This window comes from Lysobacter sp. KIS68-7 (assembly GCF_021284745.1).
In the GTDB taxonomy this organism is placed as follows: domain Bacteria; phylum Pseudomonadota; class Gammaproteobacteria; order Xanthomonadales; family Xanthomonadaceae; genus Noviluteimonas.
Map to the genome: position 1 here is coordinate 1,788,106 of NZ_CP089925.1, position 14,119 is coordinate 1,802,224.

Sequence of the window (14,119 nt, forward strand, 5' to 3'; positions counted from 1 at the left end):
GTGGCCTGGAGCCCCGGGCGAACCTTACAACAAGTGGCCCATCAGGGCGGGGGGACCAGCAGGCTGCGCGTCTTCGGGCATACCAGTCCGCGCTCGGCGAGCCATTGCCACGACTCCTCGGCATCGCGCTCGACGTACTCGCGCGCCGAGCCCATGCGGAAGGTGTAGCCCCACGCGTCCATGTCGGCGAACACGCGCGCCGCGCCCACGCCCGGGATCGCATCGCCAAGCAGCGATTGCAGCACGCACACCGCATCTTCTTCGGCGACCGAATCGGTGGCGTCGGTATGCACCACCGCGCGCTTCTCCGGCGGCAGCACGATCAGGTGCGCGGCTTCATGCAGCAGGGAATGCACGGGCGTATCGCCGCGCGCGAACACGGTGGCGCCGACGAGCCCGGCTTCGGGCTCGCCCCAGTAACTACCGGGAATGGGGGCGCCGTCGTCGACGTGCACCAGTTGCAACCCGTAGCCGCCCAGCAGGGCGGCCACGTGGCTTCGATCGATATCCGACAACGTCAACACAAGCATGGGATCACCCCACCGCGGCGCGCTCCTCCGGCAGCGCCACGGAGATGTCCAGCACGTCGTGCTCGCCGTCCTTGACCACGTCGACCTTGACCGCATCCACATCGACGTTGACGTACTTGCGGATCACCTCGAGCAGCTCGCGGCGCAGGAGGGGCAAATAGTCGGGACCCCCGTGCGCGGAACGCTCCTGCGCGATGATGATGCGCAGGCGGTCCTTCGCAACCGAGGCGGTGTTCTTCTTGGGCTTCAGGAAATCGAAGATCGACATGCGTCAGCCCCCGAACAGCTTGCTGAAGAATCCCTTCTTCTCGGCCGTGATGAAGCGCATGGGCCGTTCCTGGCCCATCAGGCGCGCGACGGCATCGTCGTAGGCCTGGCCTGCATTGGATTCGAGGTCGAGGATCACGGGCTCGCCCTTGTTCGAAGCATTGAGGACATCCCCCGATTCGGGGATGACGCCGATCGTCTTCAGGCCCAGCACTTCTTCCACGTCCGTGATCGACAGCATTTCGCCGCCTTCCACGCGCGAGGGAGAGTAGCGGGTGAGCAGCAGGTGTTCCTTCACGCGCTCGCCGTTTTCCGCCTTGCGCGTCTTGGAGGCGAGCAGGCCGAGGATGCGGTCGGAGTCGCGCACCGAGGAGACTTCCGGGTTCACCACCACGACGGCCTGGTCGGCGAAGTACATGGCGAGGAACGCGCCCTTCTCGATGCCGGCGGGGGAGTCGCACACGATGTAGTCGAAACCGTCGTCCGCCAGTTCCTTCAGCACCTTTTCCACGCCTTCCTTCGCCAGCGCGTCCTTGTCGCGCGTCTGCGAAGCGGCCAGCACGTGGAGCGTGTCGAAGCGCTTGTCCTTGATCAGCGCCTGCTTGAGCGAGGCTTCGCCGTGGATGACGTTGACGAAGTCGTACACCACGCGACGCTCGCAACCCATGATCAGGTCGAGGTTTCGCAGGCCGACGTCGAAGTCGATGACGGCGACCTTCTTGCCCTGGCGCGCCAGGCCGCAGGCCAGGCTCGCGCTGGTCGTGGTCTTGCCCACGCCGCCCTTGCCGCTGGTGACAACGATGATTTCGGCCAAGTGCTGTCCTCCCTTGAGGAATTCTTATTCGATTGTTGTATCAGTCCAGCGCCGCGATGTGGAGCTGCCCCTGGTCGAGCCAGACCTGCACGGCCTTGCCGCGCAGGTCCTTCGGAATGTCTTCCAGCACCTTGTAGTGGCCGGCGACGGCGACCAGTTCGGCGTGGAATTCGCGACAGAAGATGCGCGCTTTTTCATTGCCCTGCGCGCCCGCGAGGGCACGGCCGCGCAGCGCACCGTAGATGTGGATGGAGCCATCGGCGATCACTTCCGCGCCGGCGCCGACGGTGGCGAGCACGGTGAGGTCGCTGTTCTCCGCATACACCTGCTGGCCGCTGCGCACGGGCGATGCCTGCATCATGCCGGGTGCGGCGCCCATGCGCGAGGCGGGGGCGGGCGGGGCGGCTTCGGCGGCGGGCGCGGATTGCTTGCTGCGCGCGGGCGCCGGTTCGGGCGCTACGGCGCGCGCACCGTCCGTCGGTTCGTACTGCGCGCGGAACTTGGAGAGTAGGGGCAGGCCGAGCGCGACCGAGAGTTCTTCGATCTCGCGCGTGCCGTAGGCCAGCGCCACGGGGAGCACGCCGGCTTCGCGCAGTCCTTCGACCAGCTTGCGCGCGGTGTCGGCGTCCGGGGTTTTCGTCAGGCCGCCGAAGTCGAGGATCACCGCGGCGCGTTCGAACAACTTCGGCGCGCGCTGCACGCGATCGCGCATTTCCGCGGTGAGCTGCGCCACGTCGAGCGTGCGCACGCGCAGGTTGGCGATGCCGACCTGGCCGATCTTGAGTTCGCCTGCCTGTTCGTAATCGATGGCCGTGCTCACGCGGCGGTCCCGGTGGGGCGGTGCGCGGCCAGCGGTGCGACGTCCGCGAGGTTGGCGCGCGGCTGCAACAGCCAGTCCGCGTTGGGCAGCGCGTCGCCGTAGGTCTCGCGCACCCATGCGTAGCTGCACAAGTCCTTCATCAGCATCGCGGCGCGATGGCCGCCGGGCATGAGGTTCTGGCCGACTTCGCGGAAACCGAAGCTGCCGTGGAAGAGCAGGGCGTGGTCGGTGCCCGGTTCCAGCAGCACTTCGCAGCACAGCTCCGGATAGCGCAGCTCGGCATAGCTCGACACGTCGGCATACAACGCGCGGCCCACGCCACCGCCGCGGCGGCGCGAAGCGACCACGATGCGATCGATGTAGAAGAAGGCCGTGTTGCGCGCGCGGAACCAGGCGAAGTTGTCGCTTTCGTGCGCGGCGCCCGAACCGAAGCCCAGCAGGAAGCCCGCGATCGTCCCGTCGCGCTCGGCAACCCGGAAATATTCGGCGGAGTCGAAGAAGCTGCGGAGCTTGGCCGCATCGAGCGGCAGGATGGCGGGGCCAGCGGCGTTGTTCAGTGCAAGGACGGAATCCAGCTCGTGCTCGCGCACGTCGCGGACGACAATCGACATTGAAGACTCCGGCTCTTCCGAAAAACGTTCGACGGGTAATGCGACCAGGCCCCCCGGCGCGGCGCGATTATCGCATGGGCCCGCCACCGGGGGGCATGACTTTCGGCTCCCCGCCGGCCGCTGGGATGGGGCTAGGATTCAGCTCATATGTTTGCCCGCTTCGGCCATGACCGCCTTTTGCGCTACGCCGGCCTGTTCACCTGGGCCGTCGTCAGCATTCCGTTGCTCTATTCCTGGCTCGTCCCCTTGTTCGGCGACGGCGCGGAAGAACTCGCCCTGCGCCCGATGCCCTGGCAGGGATGGGTGTCGTATTTCGCCTTCGGCATCAGCTATGCGTGGCTGACGCGCGGCCTCGGTGTGCGCCGGCGCGTGCTCACCGACTTCGCCCTCCTGCTGATCCTCACCCTCGCCGCAGTGGGGGTGAGCTACTACAACGAGAGCGGCCTGGGCAGCGTGCTGCTGATGGTCGCGGCCTGCGTGCTGCCGTGGCTGCTGCCGCTGCCGCTGGGCGTGGCCTGGCTGGTCCTGAGCCAGCTGGCGGTGGTGCCGGTGTTCGTGCACGGCCTCAATTTCCCGCTGCTCGAGGCGCTGATGCAGTCCGTGCTGTATGCGGGCTTCTCCGGCTTCGTGTTCGTCACCAGCCTCGTGGCCCGGCAGCAGGCGCAGGCCCGCGAGGAGCAGCGGCGCCTGAATGCGGAGCTGCGCGCCACCCGCGCGCTGCTGGCAGAAAGCGCCCGCATCAACGAGCGCACCCGCATTTCCCGCGAGCTGCACGACCTGCTCGGCCATCACCTCACCGCACTGAGCCTGAACCTCGAAGTCGCTGGCCATTTGTCGGAAGGCCGGGTGAAGGAGCATGTGCAGCAGGCCCACACCCTCGCGCGCCTGCTGCTCACCGACGTGCGCGAAGCGGTCAGCCAGCTGCGCGAGGGCGGGGCGATCGACCTGGGCGCGGCCCTGCGGCCGCTCGCCGAGAATGTCCCGTCGCTCGCCATCCACATGGACATCGAAGAGCCGCTCACGCTCGACGACCCCGAGCGCGCCCACGTCCTGCTGCGCTGCACGCAGGAGATCATCACCAACACCGTGCGCCATGCCGGCGCGCGGAACCTGTGGATCGATGCCCACCGGATCGAAGGCGGCATCGGCATCGAGGCCCGCGACGACGGGACCGGCGCAGAAGTCCTCACGCCCGGCCACGGCCTGCGCGGCATGCGCGAGCGCCTGGCGCAACACGGCGGCGACCTTCAGGTCGACTGCCGCCCGGGTGAAGGCTTCCGCCTGCGCCTGAACCTTCCCGCGACCACAGCGGGTCCACTGAAACCCACGCCCGAAGGAGCGATGGCCTGATGAACACCGGCACGATCCGCATCTGCCTGGTCGACGACCAAACACTGGTGCGGCAAGGCATCCGTTCCCTCCTCGCGCTTGCCGAGGGCATGGAGGTCATCGCCGAGGCCGGCGACGGCCGCCAGGCCGTCGACATGATTCCGCAGGTCCGCCCCGACGTGGTCCTGATGGACATGCGCATGCCCGTGATGTCGGGCCTGGAAGCCCTGCAGGCCCTGGCCCGCGCGAATGCCCTGCCACCGACCATCATCCTCACCACCTTCGACGACGACCAACTCGTCCTTGCAGGCCTGAAGGCCGGCGCGAAGGGGTATCTGCTGAAGGACGTGACGCTCGAACAGCTCGTCGGTGCGATCCAGACCGTCGCCGCGGGCGGCTCGCTGGTCCAACCGGCCGTGACGCAGCGCCTGCTGTCGGGCCTGGAGCACATGCGCAACGATTTCGTCAGCCTCGACCGTCCGGACCCGCTGACGGATCGCGAGACCGAGATCCTGCGCCTGATGGCCAGTGGCTTCTCCAACAAGGAAATCGCCAATTCGCTGGGCGTGGCCGAGGGGACGATCAAGAACCACGTCTCCAACATCCTGTCCAAGCTCGGCGTGCGCGACCGCACGCGTGCCGTGTTGAAGGCCTTCGAGCTGCAGCTGGTGTGACACAGGCTGGTGTTTAGCGGCGGGGCCTTTTGCTAGGATGGCCGGTCTGTGCGGGCCGCCCGGCGGCGGCCCGGTCTGGAGACCTACCGAATGACCCGTTTGATCGAGATCCTGATTTCCCTGGCGATCGTCGCCGCGCTGTTCCTCATCGTCGGCATCGTGCTGCCGTCCTCGCGCCACGTGAGCGAGAGCATCGAGACGAACCGCAAGATGGTGATCGTGCGCGACACGCTCAACAACCCGCGCCGCCTGAAGGATTGGAATCCTCTCGCGCTGCGCGACCCCAAGATGCAGTGGACCTTCACCGGTCCTGAAACCGGCGTCGGCGCCGGCGCGGAATACGTCTCGACCGTGCGCGACCTCGGCAAGGGCAGCTGGACGATCACCAAGAGCGAGCCGAACACGATCGAGTACGCGATCACCAGCCCGATGCGCGGCAACAACAAGCGCACGACGTTCACGCTCAAGCCCACCGGTCGCAACAACCGCAACGTCGAAATCACCCAGACCTTCGACGTCGATTTCGGCTTCGACCTGCTCGGTCGTTTCTCCGGCCTGTACATCCGCAGCGTCGGCGACGACATCAAGCTCGGCCTCGGCAAGCTGACCAACATGCTCGCTGGCGTGCCGAACTACGACTACGCGCAGGACTTCGGTCGCAAGGATCCGGCGAACCTGCCGAAGGTTGCGCAGCTCCCGGCCGAGAACCTCCTGTTCGCCTCGGCGTCCGTCGAGCGCGACCCGGACAAGATCAAGCTCGCGATGAGCAACAACCTGCAGTGGATCAAGAAGGTGATGGACGCCAACGGTCTCGAAGCCGCCGGCCCGATCCGCGTGATCACCACGGAATTCGCGGCGGACAGCTACTCCTTCGACACCGCGCAGCCGGTGAAGAAGAAGGGCGAGACCGGCGAGCCGACGGCGGTGTCGCCGAAGCTCGAAGGCCCGGTGCAGTTCCTGCGCACCGAGCCGGCGAAGTACGCCACGGCGGGCTTCACGGGCCACATGATGAGCCTGGCCAAGATGCGCGATTCGCTGCGCGCCTGGACCATGACGCGCGGCCTGGAAACGACCGGCCGTCCGTTCGAAGTGTGGACCGGCGGCCTCGAGCCGGGCTTCACCGATGATGGTCAGTTCCAGATGTTCTGGCAGGTCAAGTAACGGTCCTGCCGTTCACTGATTCGCTACGACGAACGCCGCGCCTGCGGCGTTCTTCGTTTCCGGGAGGCGAAACATGCGCGACACGATGCAGCACCCACGCCCGCCGATCAGTCGCTTGTTCGCTGCCAGCGGATGTCTGCTCGCGGGCGCGGCGGTCGCGCTTTCCGCGTATGCGGCGCATGGCGTGGACGGCGATGCGCGTGCACGGCTCTCGCTCGCGGCGGCGTTCGCGTTCGGCCATGGCGTCGCGTTGGCGGCACTCGCCGGCCACACCGTGCGCTGGTTGAAGACGCTCGGGCTCGCAGCCTTGCTGCTCGGCGTCGTGTTGTTCTGCGGCAGCCTGGCGGGCGCAGTGTTGCGCGGTTGGTCGACCGCCGCGGCACCTGTCGGTGGCATGCTGCTCATCGGCGGCTGGCTCGTGCTCGCCGCCCATTCCCTGCGACGCTGAGGAGCGATCGATGGCGCGCCGTGCCCGAGGATTCGATACCGAAGCCGCGTTCGCATATTTGACCAAGCGCGATCGCAAGCTCGGCAAGTGGATGGAACGCATCGGGCCGATCGCGCCCGACGTGCGCTGGCGCAAGCCTTTCGATCCGGTCGATGCGCTCGCGCGCGCGATCCTCTACCAGCAGTTGAGCGGCAAGGCCGCAGCGACGATCGTCGGGCGCGTGGAGGCGGCGATCGAGAGCGATCGCTTCCACTGCGACACGCTCGCGCGCATCGATGATGTGGCCTTGCGTGCGTGCGGCGTGTCGGGCAACAAGTCGCTGGCGCTGCGCGACCTTGCGTTGCGCGAGCAGCGCGGCGAGATCCCGACGCTGCAGCAGATGGCGTCGATGGACGAAGACGCGATCATCGCCGCGCTGGTGCCGATCCGCGGCATTGGGCGCTGGACGGTGGAGATGATGCTGATGTTCCGACTGGGCCGCCCCGACGTGTTGCCCGTCGACGACCTCGGCATTCGCAAGGGCGCGCAGATCGTCGACAAGCTCGAGGAGATGCCCGCACCGAAGGCGTTGATGGCGCGCGGCGAGAAGTGGGGGCCCTACCGCACCTACGCGAGCCTGTACCTATGGCGCATCGTCGATGAGGCTTCACCGCCCAAACCGAAGGACGCCAAACCGGTGAAGCGCTCGCAGGGTTAAGCGCCCGCGGTCGCCGGCGATGCCACGGGCGTGCGCGTTCCGAACCTGCGCTTGATTCGCAACGCGGGCCGCTCGACGCAGAACCACGACAAGGCCGCGAGCGCAATCGCAATAACGCTGGCGAACAGCACGTTGTGCATCGGCGTCCCCGGCGAATACAGCTGCACAAGCTGCGCCGCCGGCCAACCGTAGAGATACAGCCCGTACGAGAGGTCGTGGTGCGCAAAGCCCCGGCCAGGCCGGAGGAACGCGAGCCACAGCGTGCCGTAGCACACGAGCAGGAAGTAGGGCACCGCGAAGTACAGCGTGCCGCGCGTGAGTGCCGCCAACAGGAGCAAGGCCAGCACGATCCACCCCGACAAGGGCACGCGGTCGCGGTACAGCCATGCCGCCGTGCCGGTGATGAAGAACAGGACGCACCAGAGTTCGTTGACGCGCGCTTCCGGAATCGGCATCCCCGCGTGCTGGCCCCACCAGGCAAGGCCCGTCACGCCGAGGACGATCAGCAGCCACGGCAACAGATAACGACGTGCATCGACCATGCCGAGCAGGCCGGCGATCAGCAACGCGATATAGAGCTGGACCTCGATGGGCAGCGTCCACAGCGAGCCGTTGATCGCGGTGCGCGGCAGCGTTTCGAACACGCCGGGCAGGAAGAACTCTGCGCGATGCAGCGTGGCGTTGTGGAAGAAGTACTGCCAGGTCTGCGGCGTGCGCCAGTAGTCGGCGGCGGTGGTCAGCAGGGGGCCGAGCACGAAGGTCGACAAGCCCACGCACACCACCAGCGCCGGCAGGATGCGCAGCGCGCGCGAAGCCAGGTAACCGCGCACATTGTTGCGCATCAGGCTCGCGGCGATGAGGAACCCGCTGATGACGAAGAACATGTCGACCGCGACACCGCCGGCGAACTTGTACTTCGTCCATTGCGCAACCAGGTCGCCGCCCGGCGTGCCCGTGATCGCCCAGGCATGGCCATAGACCACCATCCACGCGGCGATGAGGCGGATGAGATTGAAGTGGTTGCGGCCTTCGGACCAGGCTTGCGCAATGGTGCGCGTGCGCATTCGCTCAGTGTCCTTGCCAGCGCCAGTGCCAGGGTTCGTACACGATGCCGTGCGGGTTGTCGCGCGGGTAGCTCATGACGAAGCCGTGCGCGCCTGCGTTGTCCCGCAGCCAGGCGAAGGCGCGTGTCTTTTCGAAGCTCTCTTCCGCCGACGGTTCGTCCGGCGTGCCGATGTCGAGCGCACGGCCGCCGTGGTGTTCGCTGAAGCCTGGCGCGGCATTGACCTTGAGGATCTCCTCCACGGTCTGCCCGCGCGCGAGCTTCCGTTCGAAGATGCCGAACTGGTAGTCGTGCGAGCGATAGCCGCTGATCGATTCGAGGACGACGTCGCTGCGCATCGCGTCGGCTTGCATGTGCTGCCATGCGCGCGCGGCATCGGGCAGGAGCCAGAGCGGGCGGCGGAAGCGATCGAAGCCGGCGAAGCCGAGGCGGTCGGGTTCGGCGACGAGGTCGAGTCCGCTGCGTTCGCTGTAGTCGTCCTCGTCCAGCCCGAGCGCGTCGAGGCGTTCGTGCAGGCGCGTCAAAGGCAGTTCGTAGATGCGCTCAAGCCCGGCGCGCGAATGCGCCGAACGGTCGTCGAGCGCATCGAGGGCGTCCTGCAAGCCGTCCTCGCGCCCGAGCGCATGCACCAGCGGCATCAGGCCTTCGGGGACTTCGGCGGCGAGATAGCGGCCGTCGCGCTTGCGGCGCAGGACACGCGTCGCGCGCGAGAGGACGCGCGCGTCATGGTTGCTGCGCGCGCGCAACAGACCGCCGGGCCAGACTTCGATGTCGGGCGTATTGACGAGGATCCTGGGCACGGCGCGCATGCGCGCCAATGTACCTCAGCGCGTGCGCCAGCCCCAGACCGCCAACGCGCCCAGGACGAGCGCCGCGACCCACGAAGCGGCGGTCGGCACCTGCAACTGGCCGATCGCCACGGGCAGGCCTGCGAAGGCGCGGTAGGCCTGGAGCAGCGCGATGACGCTGAAGATCGTCGCCGACACGGTGATGTACCCACGAGATGGAGCAGTGGCCATGGCACGTCCTCCCTTACATCGGTTTCTTGAGGTAGAGCTGCACGGGGCGGAGCGGGTGCGTCATGACGACGCTCACCAGTTCCCACCCCTGCAGGCCGAGCTGCGTCAGCTTTTCCTGCACCACGTCGCGGCTGACGCCCATGAAGCCCTTCAACTCCACGACCTGGTAACTCCAGCGATCATTCACCATCGTCGTTCTCCGTCGGAGGCGCGGCAGGGCCGGGGGGGAGCCGGCCTGCCTTGCGCAATGCGTCGCGCAACACGTACTCGATCTGCGCGTTGAGCGATCGCAGTTCGTCGTCGGCCCATCGCTGCGCAGCGCCGAGCACGTCGGCGTTGATGCGCAGCGGATAGGCTTTCTTCTCAGCCATCAGTACAGCGTGCCCGCGTTGACGATCGGCTGCGTCGCGCGTTCACCGCACAACACCACCAGCAGGTTGCTGACCATCTGCGCCTTGCGCTCTTCGTCGAGATGGACGACGCCATTCTTCTGCAGTTCCGCGAGGGCCATTTCGACCATGCCCACGGCGCCGGCGACGATGCGCGTGCGCGCCGCGATGATCGCGTTCGCCTGCTGGCGTTGCAGCATCGCCTGCGCAATTTCGGGCGCGTAGGCCAGGTGGCTGATGCGCGCATCGAGCACCTGCACGCCGGCATCGGCCAGGCGTTCGGACAGTTCCTGCGCCAGGTGCGCGCTGATTTCGGCGGCGTGGCTGCGCAGCGAGAGCTGGCCTTCCTCGTGCTGATCGTAGGGATAGCTGGTGGCCATCGCACGCAGCGCGGATTCGGACTGGATCTGGACGAAGCTTTCGTAGTCGTCGACGTTGAACACGGCTTCGGCCGAATCCACGACCTGCCACACGATCACCGCGGCAATCTCGATCGGGCTGCCGTCGAGCTCGTTGACCTTGAGCTTGCCGCTTTCGAAGTTGCGCACGCGCTGGCTGACCTTGCGCTTCGTATAGAAGGGGTTGTTCCAGCGCAGGCCGTTTTCCTTGACCGTGCCCACGTACTTGCCGAACAGGCTCACCACCGCGGCCTGGTTGGGCTCGACCATGTACAGGCCGAAGCTGCAGAAGACGGAGAGCAGGGCGACCAGCAGGCCTGCGACGATCCACGCCGGGGCGCCAGCCCGGACGCCGTTGAACATCAGGTACGCGCCGAACAGCACCGCCACGATGAAGGCAAGCAGCATCGGGATGCCGGCGGCGGAGCGGAGGGGGTTCTCTTTCATCGAAGGCCTCGTTGGGCGCCCCGGAAAGTAGGGCGCCTGCATGTGATATCACTCTGATATCAACTGCGCAACGGACAGGCGACGGACGGCGGTGCGTCAGGGCCCCGCGGGGAGGTAGACGAGAGGCGCCGGGCTGAACTCGCCGGTCGCCAGCAGGGCTTTGCCATCGGGCAGCCAGGCGATGGCTTCGGCCTGGTTGAGCCAGGGCAGGGGCGTCGTCGTGCGCGGCGGGCGGGTGACGGCGGTCTTCCACGCTTCGCCGGGTTTGCGCGGGTAGAGCAGCAGCCGGTCGTAGGTCAGGACCGCCAGGGTCATGCCGTCGGGCGAGAGATCCGCCGAGGTCACCTGTCGGCCGAGCGCGCGGCCGCGCGCATCGGCGGCGCCACCGGTCTGGTTCCCGGCATCGGCAGGCGGCGCGAGCAAGGCCACGCGCGTGGCGGTCTGCAGCCCCGGCCCCGGATGCAGCGGCAGCGAAAACAATTCGGACGGATTGCGCTTCTTCGAGATCAGCAGGATTTCGCCGGTCGCCACATCGACGGTCACCGCCTCGCAATCGCGCGGGCCGTCGGGCCAGCGAAAGGCGATGGAATACGCGGGCGACACCTGTCCGCCGTCGACGAGGTCGGGCTCGGGCACCACGTGCAGGAGCAGCGTGCGTCGCAAGCCGCCGTTGTCGCCCGTGTCCGGGACGAGCAACCAATGCTTGCCCTGCTCGGTGAACGACGCGAGGTCTTCCCAATCGGTGTTGTGCACGCCCGCCACGCGTACCGTGGCCAGCCGGCTGCCGCGCCGCGAGATCGCATGCAGCAAGGCATCGTTGCCGCCGTCCTGGATCAGCCAGAACGTGTCGGTGAACCGGCCCGACGCCGCGATGCCGCTGATCTCGTCGAGCTTGCCGTCGAGCACCACGCCCGACAGGCGCGGCTGCGGCGGGCCCGACTCACCGCACGCGGCGAGCAATGCCAGGAGCAAGGCGGCGAAGGAGAGGGCACGCAACATGCTCGGCAGGATGACATGGGCCGCGCGGGTACACTACGCGCCCTGCGCAGACTCCCCATGCCCGCCATGACGACGCTCGGCACTCCGCTGTCCCCCTACGCCACGCGCGTGCTCCTGCTCGGCTCGGGCGAACTGGGCAAGGAAGTGGCCCTGGAGTTGCAGCGCTTCGGCGTGGAAGTGATCGCCTGCGACCGCTACGCGCATGCGCCGGCGATGCAGGTCGCGCATCGCCGTCACGTGATCGACATGCTCGACGGCGCTGCGATCCGCGCGGTGATCGAGAAGGAACGTCCGCACATCGTGGTGCCGGAGATCGAAGCGATCCACACGCCCACGCTGATCGAGATCGAGAACGAAGCGAAGGCCGGCGCACACGACGGCCTTCGCGTGATCCCGACCGCACGCGCCGCGCGCCTGACGATGGATCGCGAAGGCATCCGCCGACTCGCCGCGGAAACGCTCGGCCTGCCGACGTCCCCGTATCGCTTCGTCGATACCTTCGAGGAATATCGCGCGGCCATCGACGCGGTTGGTTTGCCGTGCGTCGTGAAGCCGGTGATGTCTTCGTCCGGCCACGGCCAGAGCACGGTGAAAACCGACGATGACATCCAGAAAGCGTGGGACTACGCGCAGACCGGCGGCCGCGCCGGCGCGGGCCGCGCCATCGTCGAAGGCTTCATCGACTTCGAATACGAAATCACGTTGCTCACCGTGCGCCACGCAGGCGGCACGGCGTTCTGCGATCCCATCGGCCACCTGCAGCGCGACGGCGACTATCGCGAAAGCTGGCAGCCGCAGGCGATGTCGGCCGAAGCGCTGCGTCGCTCGCAGGACATCGCGAAGGCCGTGACCGACGACCTCGGCGGTTGGGGCGTGTTCGGCGTGGAGCTGTTCGTGCGCGGCGACCAGGTGTGGTTCTCCGAAGTCTCGCCGCGTCCGCACGACACGGGCCTGGTCACGCTCACCTCGCAGGACCTGAGCGAATTCGCGCTGCACGCACGCGCCATCCTCGGCCTGCCGATCCCCGCGATCCGCCAGCTCGGCCCGACGGCGTCGTGCGCCATGCTCGCGCACGGCAACGGCGTGCCGGTCTTCGACAACGTCGAAGGCGCGCTGCGCGACCCCGACACCGCGCTGCGCCTGTTCGGCAAACCGCGCGTGGCCGGGCACCGCCGCGTGGGCGTCACGCTCGCGCGCGGCAAGGACATCGACGACGCCCGCGCCCGTGCGCGCGATGCCGCCGCCGCCATCACGATCCGTCTGGAAGAATGAGCCGATGAACGAATCCGAAGGCTACGTTGTCTTCTTCTTCCCCCAGGCGCTCGAAGCGCTGGGCGAAGCGATCAAGCCCTACCTGCGCGAAGGCCCGGGCGGCGAACACGTGCTCTGCCACGAGATCGACACCGGCGGCGCGCTGCTCGAAATGACCATCATGGCGACCACGAACGACGGACGTTCGGTGTCGCTCGAACTGATGGTGCCGCAGTCGATGGTGAAGATGGTCGTGTCCGCGCGCAGCGATGCGTCGTTCGGCTTCTCGCCGCGCGTCGCGCCCGCGTTGATGTCCTCGCTGCCGCCGGTGGCGGGCAACGCACCTGCGCCCGATGCGCCGCCGCAAGCGATTCCGAAGACGGACGAAGCGCCCGCGCAGTTCACCCTCCAGGATCAGTCGAAGCTGCCGCCGGAAGGCTAGACGACCGCCATCGTCACGAAGTCCATCGGCAACCAGCGTCGGCCGTCGAAGGCTTCCAGCGGACGGAAGCGCCGCTTGTAATCCATCTTGCCGTGGCCTTCGATCCAGTAGCCCAGGTACAGGTGCGCGCGCTCGTCGCGCCGCGCCCATTCGATCTGCCGCAACAGCGCGAGCGTGCCGAGGCTGCGCTCGGCCAGGTCCGGATCGAAGAAGGTATACACCGCCGACAGCGCGTTCTCGACCACGTCGGTGATCGCCACCGCGAGCAAGCGGTTGTGGCCCGCCTCGTCGCGCTCGCGCAATTCCATGAAGCGCCCGTGCGACCAACTGCCGATCAGGAACTGATCGAATTCCACGCCGCCGTGTTCGTCCATGCCGCCGCCGCGATGGCGCGCGCGCAGGTAACGTTGGTACAGCGCGAGCTGCTCCTCGGTGCGTTCTGCCGGCACGATGCGTGACTCGACATGCGCGTTGCGCGCCAGGCAACGGCGCTGGCTGCGGTCCGGCTTGAAGCGCCCGACGGGAATGCGCACCGCGACGCACGCGCGGCATCCCTGGCAATGCGGGCGATACACGATGTCGCCGCTGCGGCGGAAGCCCCAGCCGAGTGCGAGCGGATACAGATCGGGCATGCGCGGATCGCGCGGGTCGAGCACCAGGTCGCGGGCGACGCGGGTGGGCCAGTAACCACAAGCGTGGTCACCCGTGTGGAACACGCGGAGCTCGTCCTGCTCCGGGGAGTTGTTGGCGCCCATGGAGC

At 67.6% G+C, this 14,119-nt stretch carries 20 protein-coding genes; 7 read left to right on the forward strand and 13 right to left on the reverse strand.

The features are described from left to right. Positions 1–41: 41 nt before the first annotated feature. The 5 genes from LVB87_RS08575 to LVB87_RS08595 are packed head-to-tail and all read right to left on the reverse strand — an operon-like array spanning position 42 to position 3,042. Positions 42–530, reverse strand: coding sequence for a hypothetical protein (locus tag LVB87_RS08575; RefSeq protein WP_232897571.1), 489 nt, complete (start codon positions 528–530; stop codon positions 42–44). Between the two features lie 4 nt (positions 531–534). Continuing rightward, complete coding sequence (gene minE, locus LVB87_RS08580) at positions 535–798, reverse strand: cell division topological specificity factor MinE (RefSeq protein ID WP_232897572.1); 264 nt, start codon at positions 796–798, stop codon at positions 535–537. 3 nt (positions 799–801) lie between these two features. Further along, positions 802–1,611: a septum site-determining protein MinD gene (gene minD, locus LVB87_RS08585; RefSeq protein ID WP_232897573.1), complete on the reverse strand. Its 810-nt coding sequence runs from the start codon at positions 1,609–1,611 to the stop codon at positions 802–804. 40 nt (positions 1,612–1,651) lie between these two features. Beyond that, positions 1,652–2,431, reverse strand: coding sequence for a septum site-determining protein MinC (gene minC, locus LVB87_RS08590; RefSeq protein WP_232897574.1), 780 nt, complete (start codon positions 2,429–2,431; stop codon positions 1,652–1,654). Next, complete coding sequence (locus tag LVB87_RS08595; RefSeq protein ID WP_232897575.1) at positions 2,428–3,042, reverse strand: GNAT family N-acetyltransferase; 615 nt, start codon at positions 3,040–3,042, stop codon at positions 2,428–2,430. Before LVB87_RS08595 ends, minC begins: the two co-directional genes overlap by 4 nt. A gap of 147 nt (positions 3,043–3,189) precedes the next feature. On the opposite strand from LVB87_RS08595, the gene LVB87_RS08600 reads away from it, so the two are divergent. The 5 genes from LVB87_RS08600 (at position 3,190) to LVB87_RS08620 (ending at position 7,351) form a co-directional block, all read left to right on the forward strand. Continuing rightward, complete coding sequence (locus tag LVB87_RS08600) at positions 3,190–4,392, forward strand: sensor histidine kinase (RefSeq protein ID WP_232897576.1); 1,203 nt, start codon at positions 3,190–3,192, stop codon at positions 4,390–4,392. Further along, positions 4,392–5,045: a response regulator transcription factor gene (locus LVB87_RS08605; protein WP_232897577.1), complete on the forward strand. Its 654-nt coding sequence runs from the start codon at positions 4,392–4,394 to the stop codon at positions 5,043–5,045. Before LVB87_RS08600 ends, LVB87_RS08605 begins: the two co-directional genes overlap by 1 nt. Positions 5,046–5,135: 90 nt before the next feature. Continuing rightward, entirely contained in the window at positions 5,136–6,206 is a 1,071-nt protein-coding gene (locus LVB87_RS08610) for an SRPBCC family protein (protein WP_232897578.1), read from the forward strand. A 73-nt stretch (positions 6,207–6,279) separates the two neighbouring features. Next, complete coding sequence (locus LVB87_RS08615; protein ID WP_232897579.1) at positions 6,280–6,654, forward strand: DUF423 domain-containing protein; 375 nt, start codon at positions 6,280–6,282, stop codon at positions 6,652–6,654. A 10-nt stretch (positions 6,655–6,664) separates the two neighbouring features. Further along, positions 6,665–7,351, forward strand: coding sequence for a DNA-3-methyladenine glycosylase 2 family protein (locus tag LVB87_RS08620; RefSeq protein ID WP_232897580.1), 687 nt, complete (start codon positions 6,665–6,667; stop codon positions 7,349–7,351). On the opposite strand, the gene LVB87_RS08625 is transcribed toward LVB87_RS08620, so the two are convergent. From LVB87_RS08625 to LVB87_RS08655, 7 genes are all read right to left on the reverse strand, one after another. Next, entirely contained in the window at positions 7,348–8,415 is a 1,068-nt protein-coding gene (locus LVB87_RS08625; RefSeq protein ID WP_232897581.1) for an acyltransferase, read from the reverse strand. The two genes, LVB87_RS08620 and LVB87_RS08625, sit on opposite strands and share 4 nt — an antisense overlap. Positions 8,416–8,419: 4 nt before the next feature. Next, a complete protein-coding gene (locus tag LVB87_RS08630) occupies positions 8,420–9,223 on the reverse strand; it encodes a M15 family metallopeptidase (protein WP_232897582.1) in 804 nt (267 codons plus the stop codon). Positions 9,224–9,238: 15 nt separating this feature from the next. Beyond that, positions 9,239–9,433, reverse strand: a complete 195-nt coding sequence (locus LVB87_RS08635; RefSeq protein WP_232897583.1) for a hypothetical protein — start codon at positions 9,431–9,433, stop codon at positions 9,239–9,241. Positions 9,434–9,446: 13 nt separating this feature from the next. Next, positions 9,447–9,623 carry a DUF4177 domain-containing protein gene (locus tag LVB87_RS08640; protein ID WP_232897584.1) on the reverse strand — a complete coding sequence of 59 codons (177 nt, stop codon included), beginning with the start codon at positions 9,621–9,623 and terminating at the stop codon, positions 9,447–9,449. Beyond that, positions 9,613–9,804 (reverse strand): Arc family DNA binding domain-containing protein, encoded by a 192-nt coding sequence (locus LVB87_RS08645; RefSeq protein ID WP_232897585.1) that lies wholly within the window; start codon positions 9,802–9,804, stop codon positions 9,613–9,615. Before LVB87_RS08645 ends, LVB87_RS08640 begins: the two co-directional genes overlap by 11 nt. Further along, positions 9,804–10,667: an SPFH domain-containing protein gene (locus LVB87_RS08650; protein ID WP_232897586.1), complete on the reverse strand. Its 864-nt coding sequence runs from the start codon at positions 10,665–10,667 to the stop codon at positions 9,804–9,806. Before LVB87_RS08650 ends, LVB87_RS08645 begins: the two co-directional genes overlap by 1 nt. Before the next feature lie 96 nt (positions 10,668–10,763). Further along, positions 10,764–11,666 carry a hypothetical protein gene (locus LVB87_RS08655; RefSeq protein ID WP_232897587.1) on the reverse strand — a complete coding sequence of 301 codons (903 nt, stop codon included), beginning with the start codon at positions 11,664–11,666 and terminating at the stop codon, positions 10,764–10,766. A gap of 66 nt (positions 11,667–11,732) precedes the next feature. Here LVB87_RS08655 and purT point away from each other — a divergent pair, with 66 nt between their 5' ends. Both purT and LVB87_RS08665 read left to right on the forward strand, forming a co-directional pair. After that, a complete protein-coding gene (purT, locus tag LVB87_RS08660; protein ID WP_232900521.1) occupies positions 11,733–12,938 on the forward strand; it encodes a formate-dependent phosphoribosylglycinamide formyltransferase in 1,206 nt (401 codons plus the stop codon). 4 nt (positions 12,939–12,942) lie between these two features. Next, entirely contained in the window at positions 12,943–13,359 is a 417-nt protein-coding gene (locus tag LVB87_RS08665) for a hypothetical protein (protein ID WP_232897588.1), read from the forward strand. Here LVB87_RS08665 and LVB87_RS08670 read toward each other — a convergent pair. Continuing rightward, on the reverse strand, positions 13,356–14,114 hold the full coding sequence (locus LVB87_RS08670; protein ID WP_232897589.1) for an arginyltransferase: 759 nt from the start codon (positions 14,112–14,114) through the stop codon (positions 13,356–13,358). The two genes, LVB87_RS08665 and LVB87_RS08670, sit on opposite strands and share 4 nt — an antisense overlap. Between the last annotated feature and the right edge of the window lie 5 nt (positions 14,115–14,119).

Bases quoted from the DNA above. Each gene is read 5' to 3' on its own strand.
- LVB87_RS08575 (WP_232897571.1), bottom strand. From the start codon at position 530: ATGCTTGTGTTGACGTTGTCGGATATCGATCGAAGCCACGTGGCCGCC.
- minE (WP_232897572.1), bottom strand. From the start codon at position 798: ATGTCGATCTTCGATTTCCTGAAGCCCAAGAAGAACACCGCCTCGGTT.
- LVB87_RS08595 (WP_232897575.1), bottom strand. From the start codon at position 3,042: ATGTCGATTGTCGTCCGCGACGTGCGCGAGCACGAGCTGGATTCCGTC.
- LVB87_RS08600 (WP_232897576.1), top strand. From the start codon at position 3,190: ATGTTTGCCCGCTTCGGCCATGACCGCCTTTTGCGCTACGCCGGCCTG.
- LVB87_RS08605 (WP_232897577.1), top strand. From the start codon at position 4,392: ATGAACACCGGCACGATCCGCATCTGCCTGGTCGACGACCAAACACTG.
- LVB87_RS08610 (WP_232897578.1), top strand. From the start codon at position 5,136: ATGACCCGTTTGATCGAGATCCTGATTTCCCTGGCGATCGTCGCCGCG.
- LVB87_RS08615 (WP_232897579.1), top strand. From the start codon at position 6,280: ATGCGCGACACGATGCAGCACCCACGCCCGCCGATCAGTCGCTTGTTC.
- LVB87_RS08620 (WP_232897580.1), top strand. From the start codon at position 6,665: ATGGCGCGCCGTGCCCGAGGATTCGATACCGAAGCCGCGTTCGCATAT.
- LVB87_RS08625 (WP_232897581.1), bottom strand. From the start codon at position 8,415: ATGCGCACGCGCACCATTGCGCAAGCCTGGTCCGAAGGCCGCAACCAC.
- LVB87_RS08630 (WP_232897582.1), bottom strand. From the start codon at position 9,223: ATGCGCGCCGTGCCCAGGATCCTCGTCAATACGCCCGACATCGAAGTC.
- LVB87_RS08635 (WP_232897583.1), bottom strand. From the start codon at position 9,433: ATGGCCACTGCTCCATCTCGTGGGTACATCACCGTGTCGGCGACGATC.
- LVB87_RS08640 (WP_232897584.1), bottom strand. From the start codon at position 9,623: ATGGTGAATGATCGCTGGAGTTACCAGGTCGTGGAGTTGAAGGGCTTC.
- LVB87_RS08645 (WP_232897585.1), bottom strand. From the start codon at position 9,804: ATGGCTGAGAAGAAAGCCTATCCGCTGCGCATCAACGCCGACGTGCTC.
- LVB87_RS08650 (WP_232897586.1), bottom strand. From the start codon at position 10,667: ATGAAAGAGAACCCCCTCCGCTCCGCCGCCGGCATCCCGATGCTGCTT.
- LVB87_RS08655 (WP_232897587.1), bottom strand. From the start codon at position 11,666: ATGTTGCGTGCCCTCTCCTTCGCCGCCTTGCTCCTGGCATTGCTCGCC.
- purT (WP_232900521.1), top strand. From the start codon at position 11,733: ATGACGACGCTCGGCACTCCGCTGTCCCCCTACGCCACGCGCGTGCTC.
- LVB87_RS08665 (WP_232897588.1), top strand. From the start codon at position 12,943: ATGAACGAATCCGAAGGCTACGTTGTCTTCTTCTTCCCCCAGGCGCTC.
- LVB87_RS08670 (WP_232897589.1), bottom strand. From the start codon at position 14,114: ATGGGCGCCAACAACTCCCCGGAGCAGGACGAGCTCCGCGTGTTCCAC.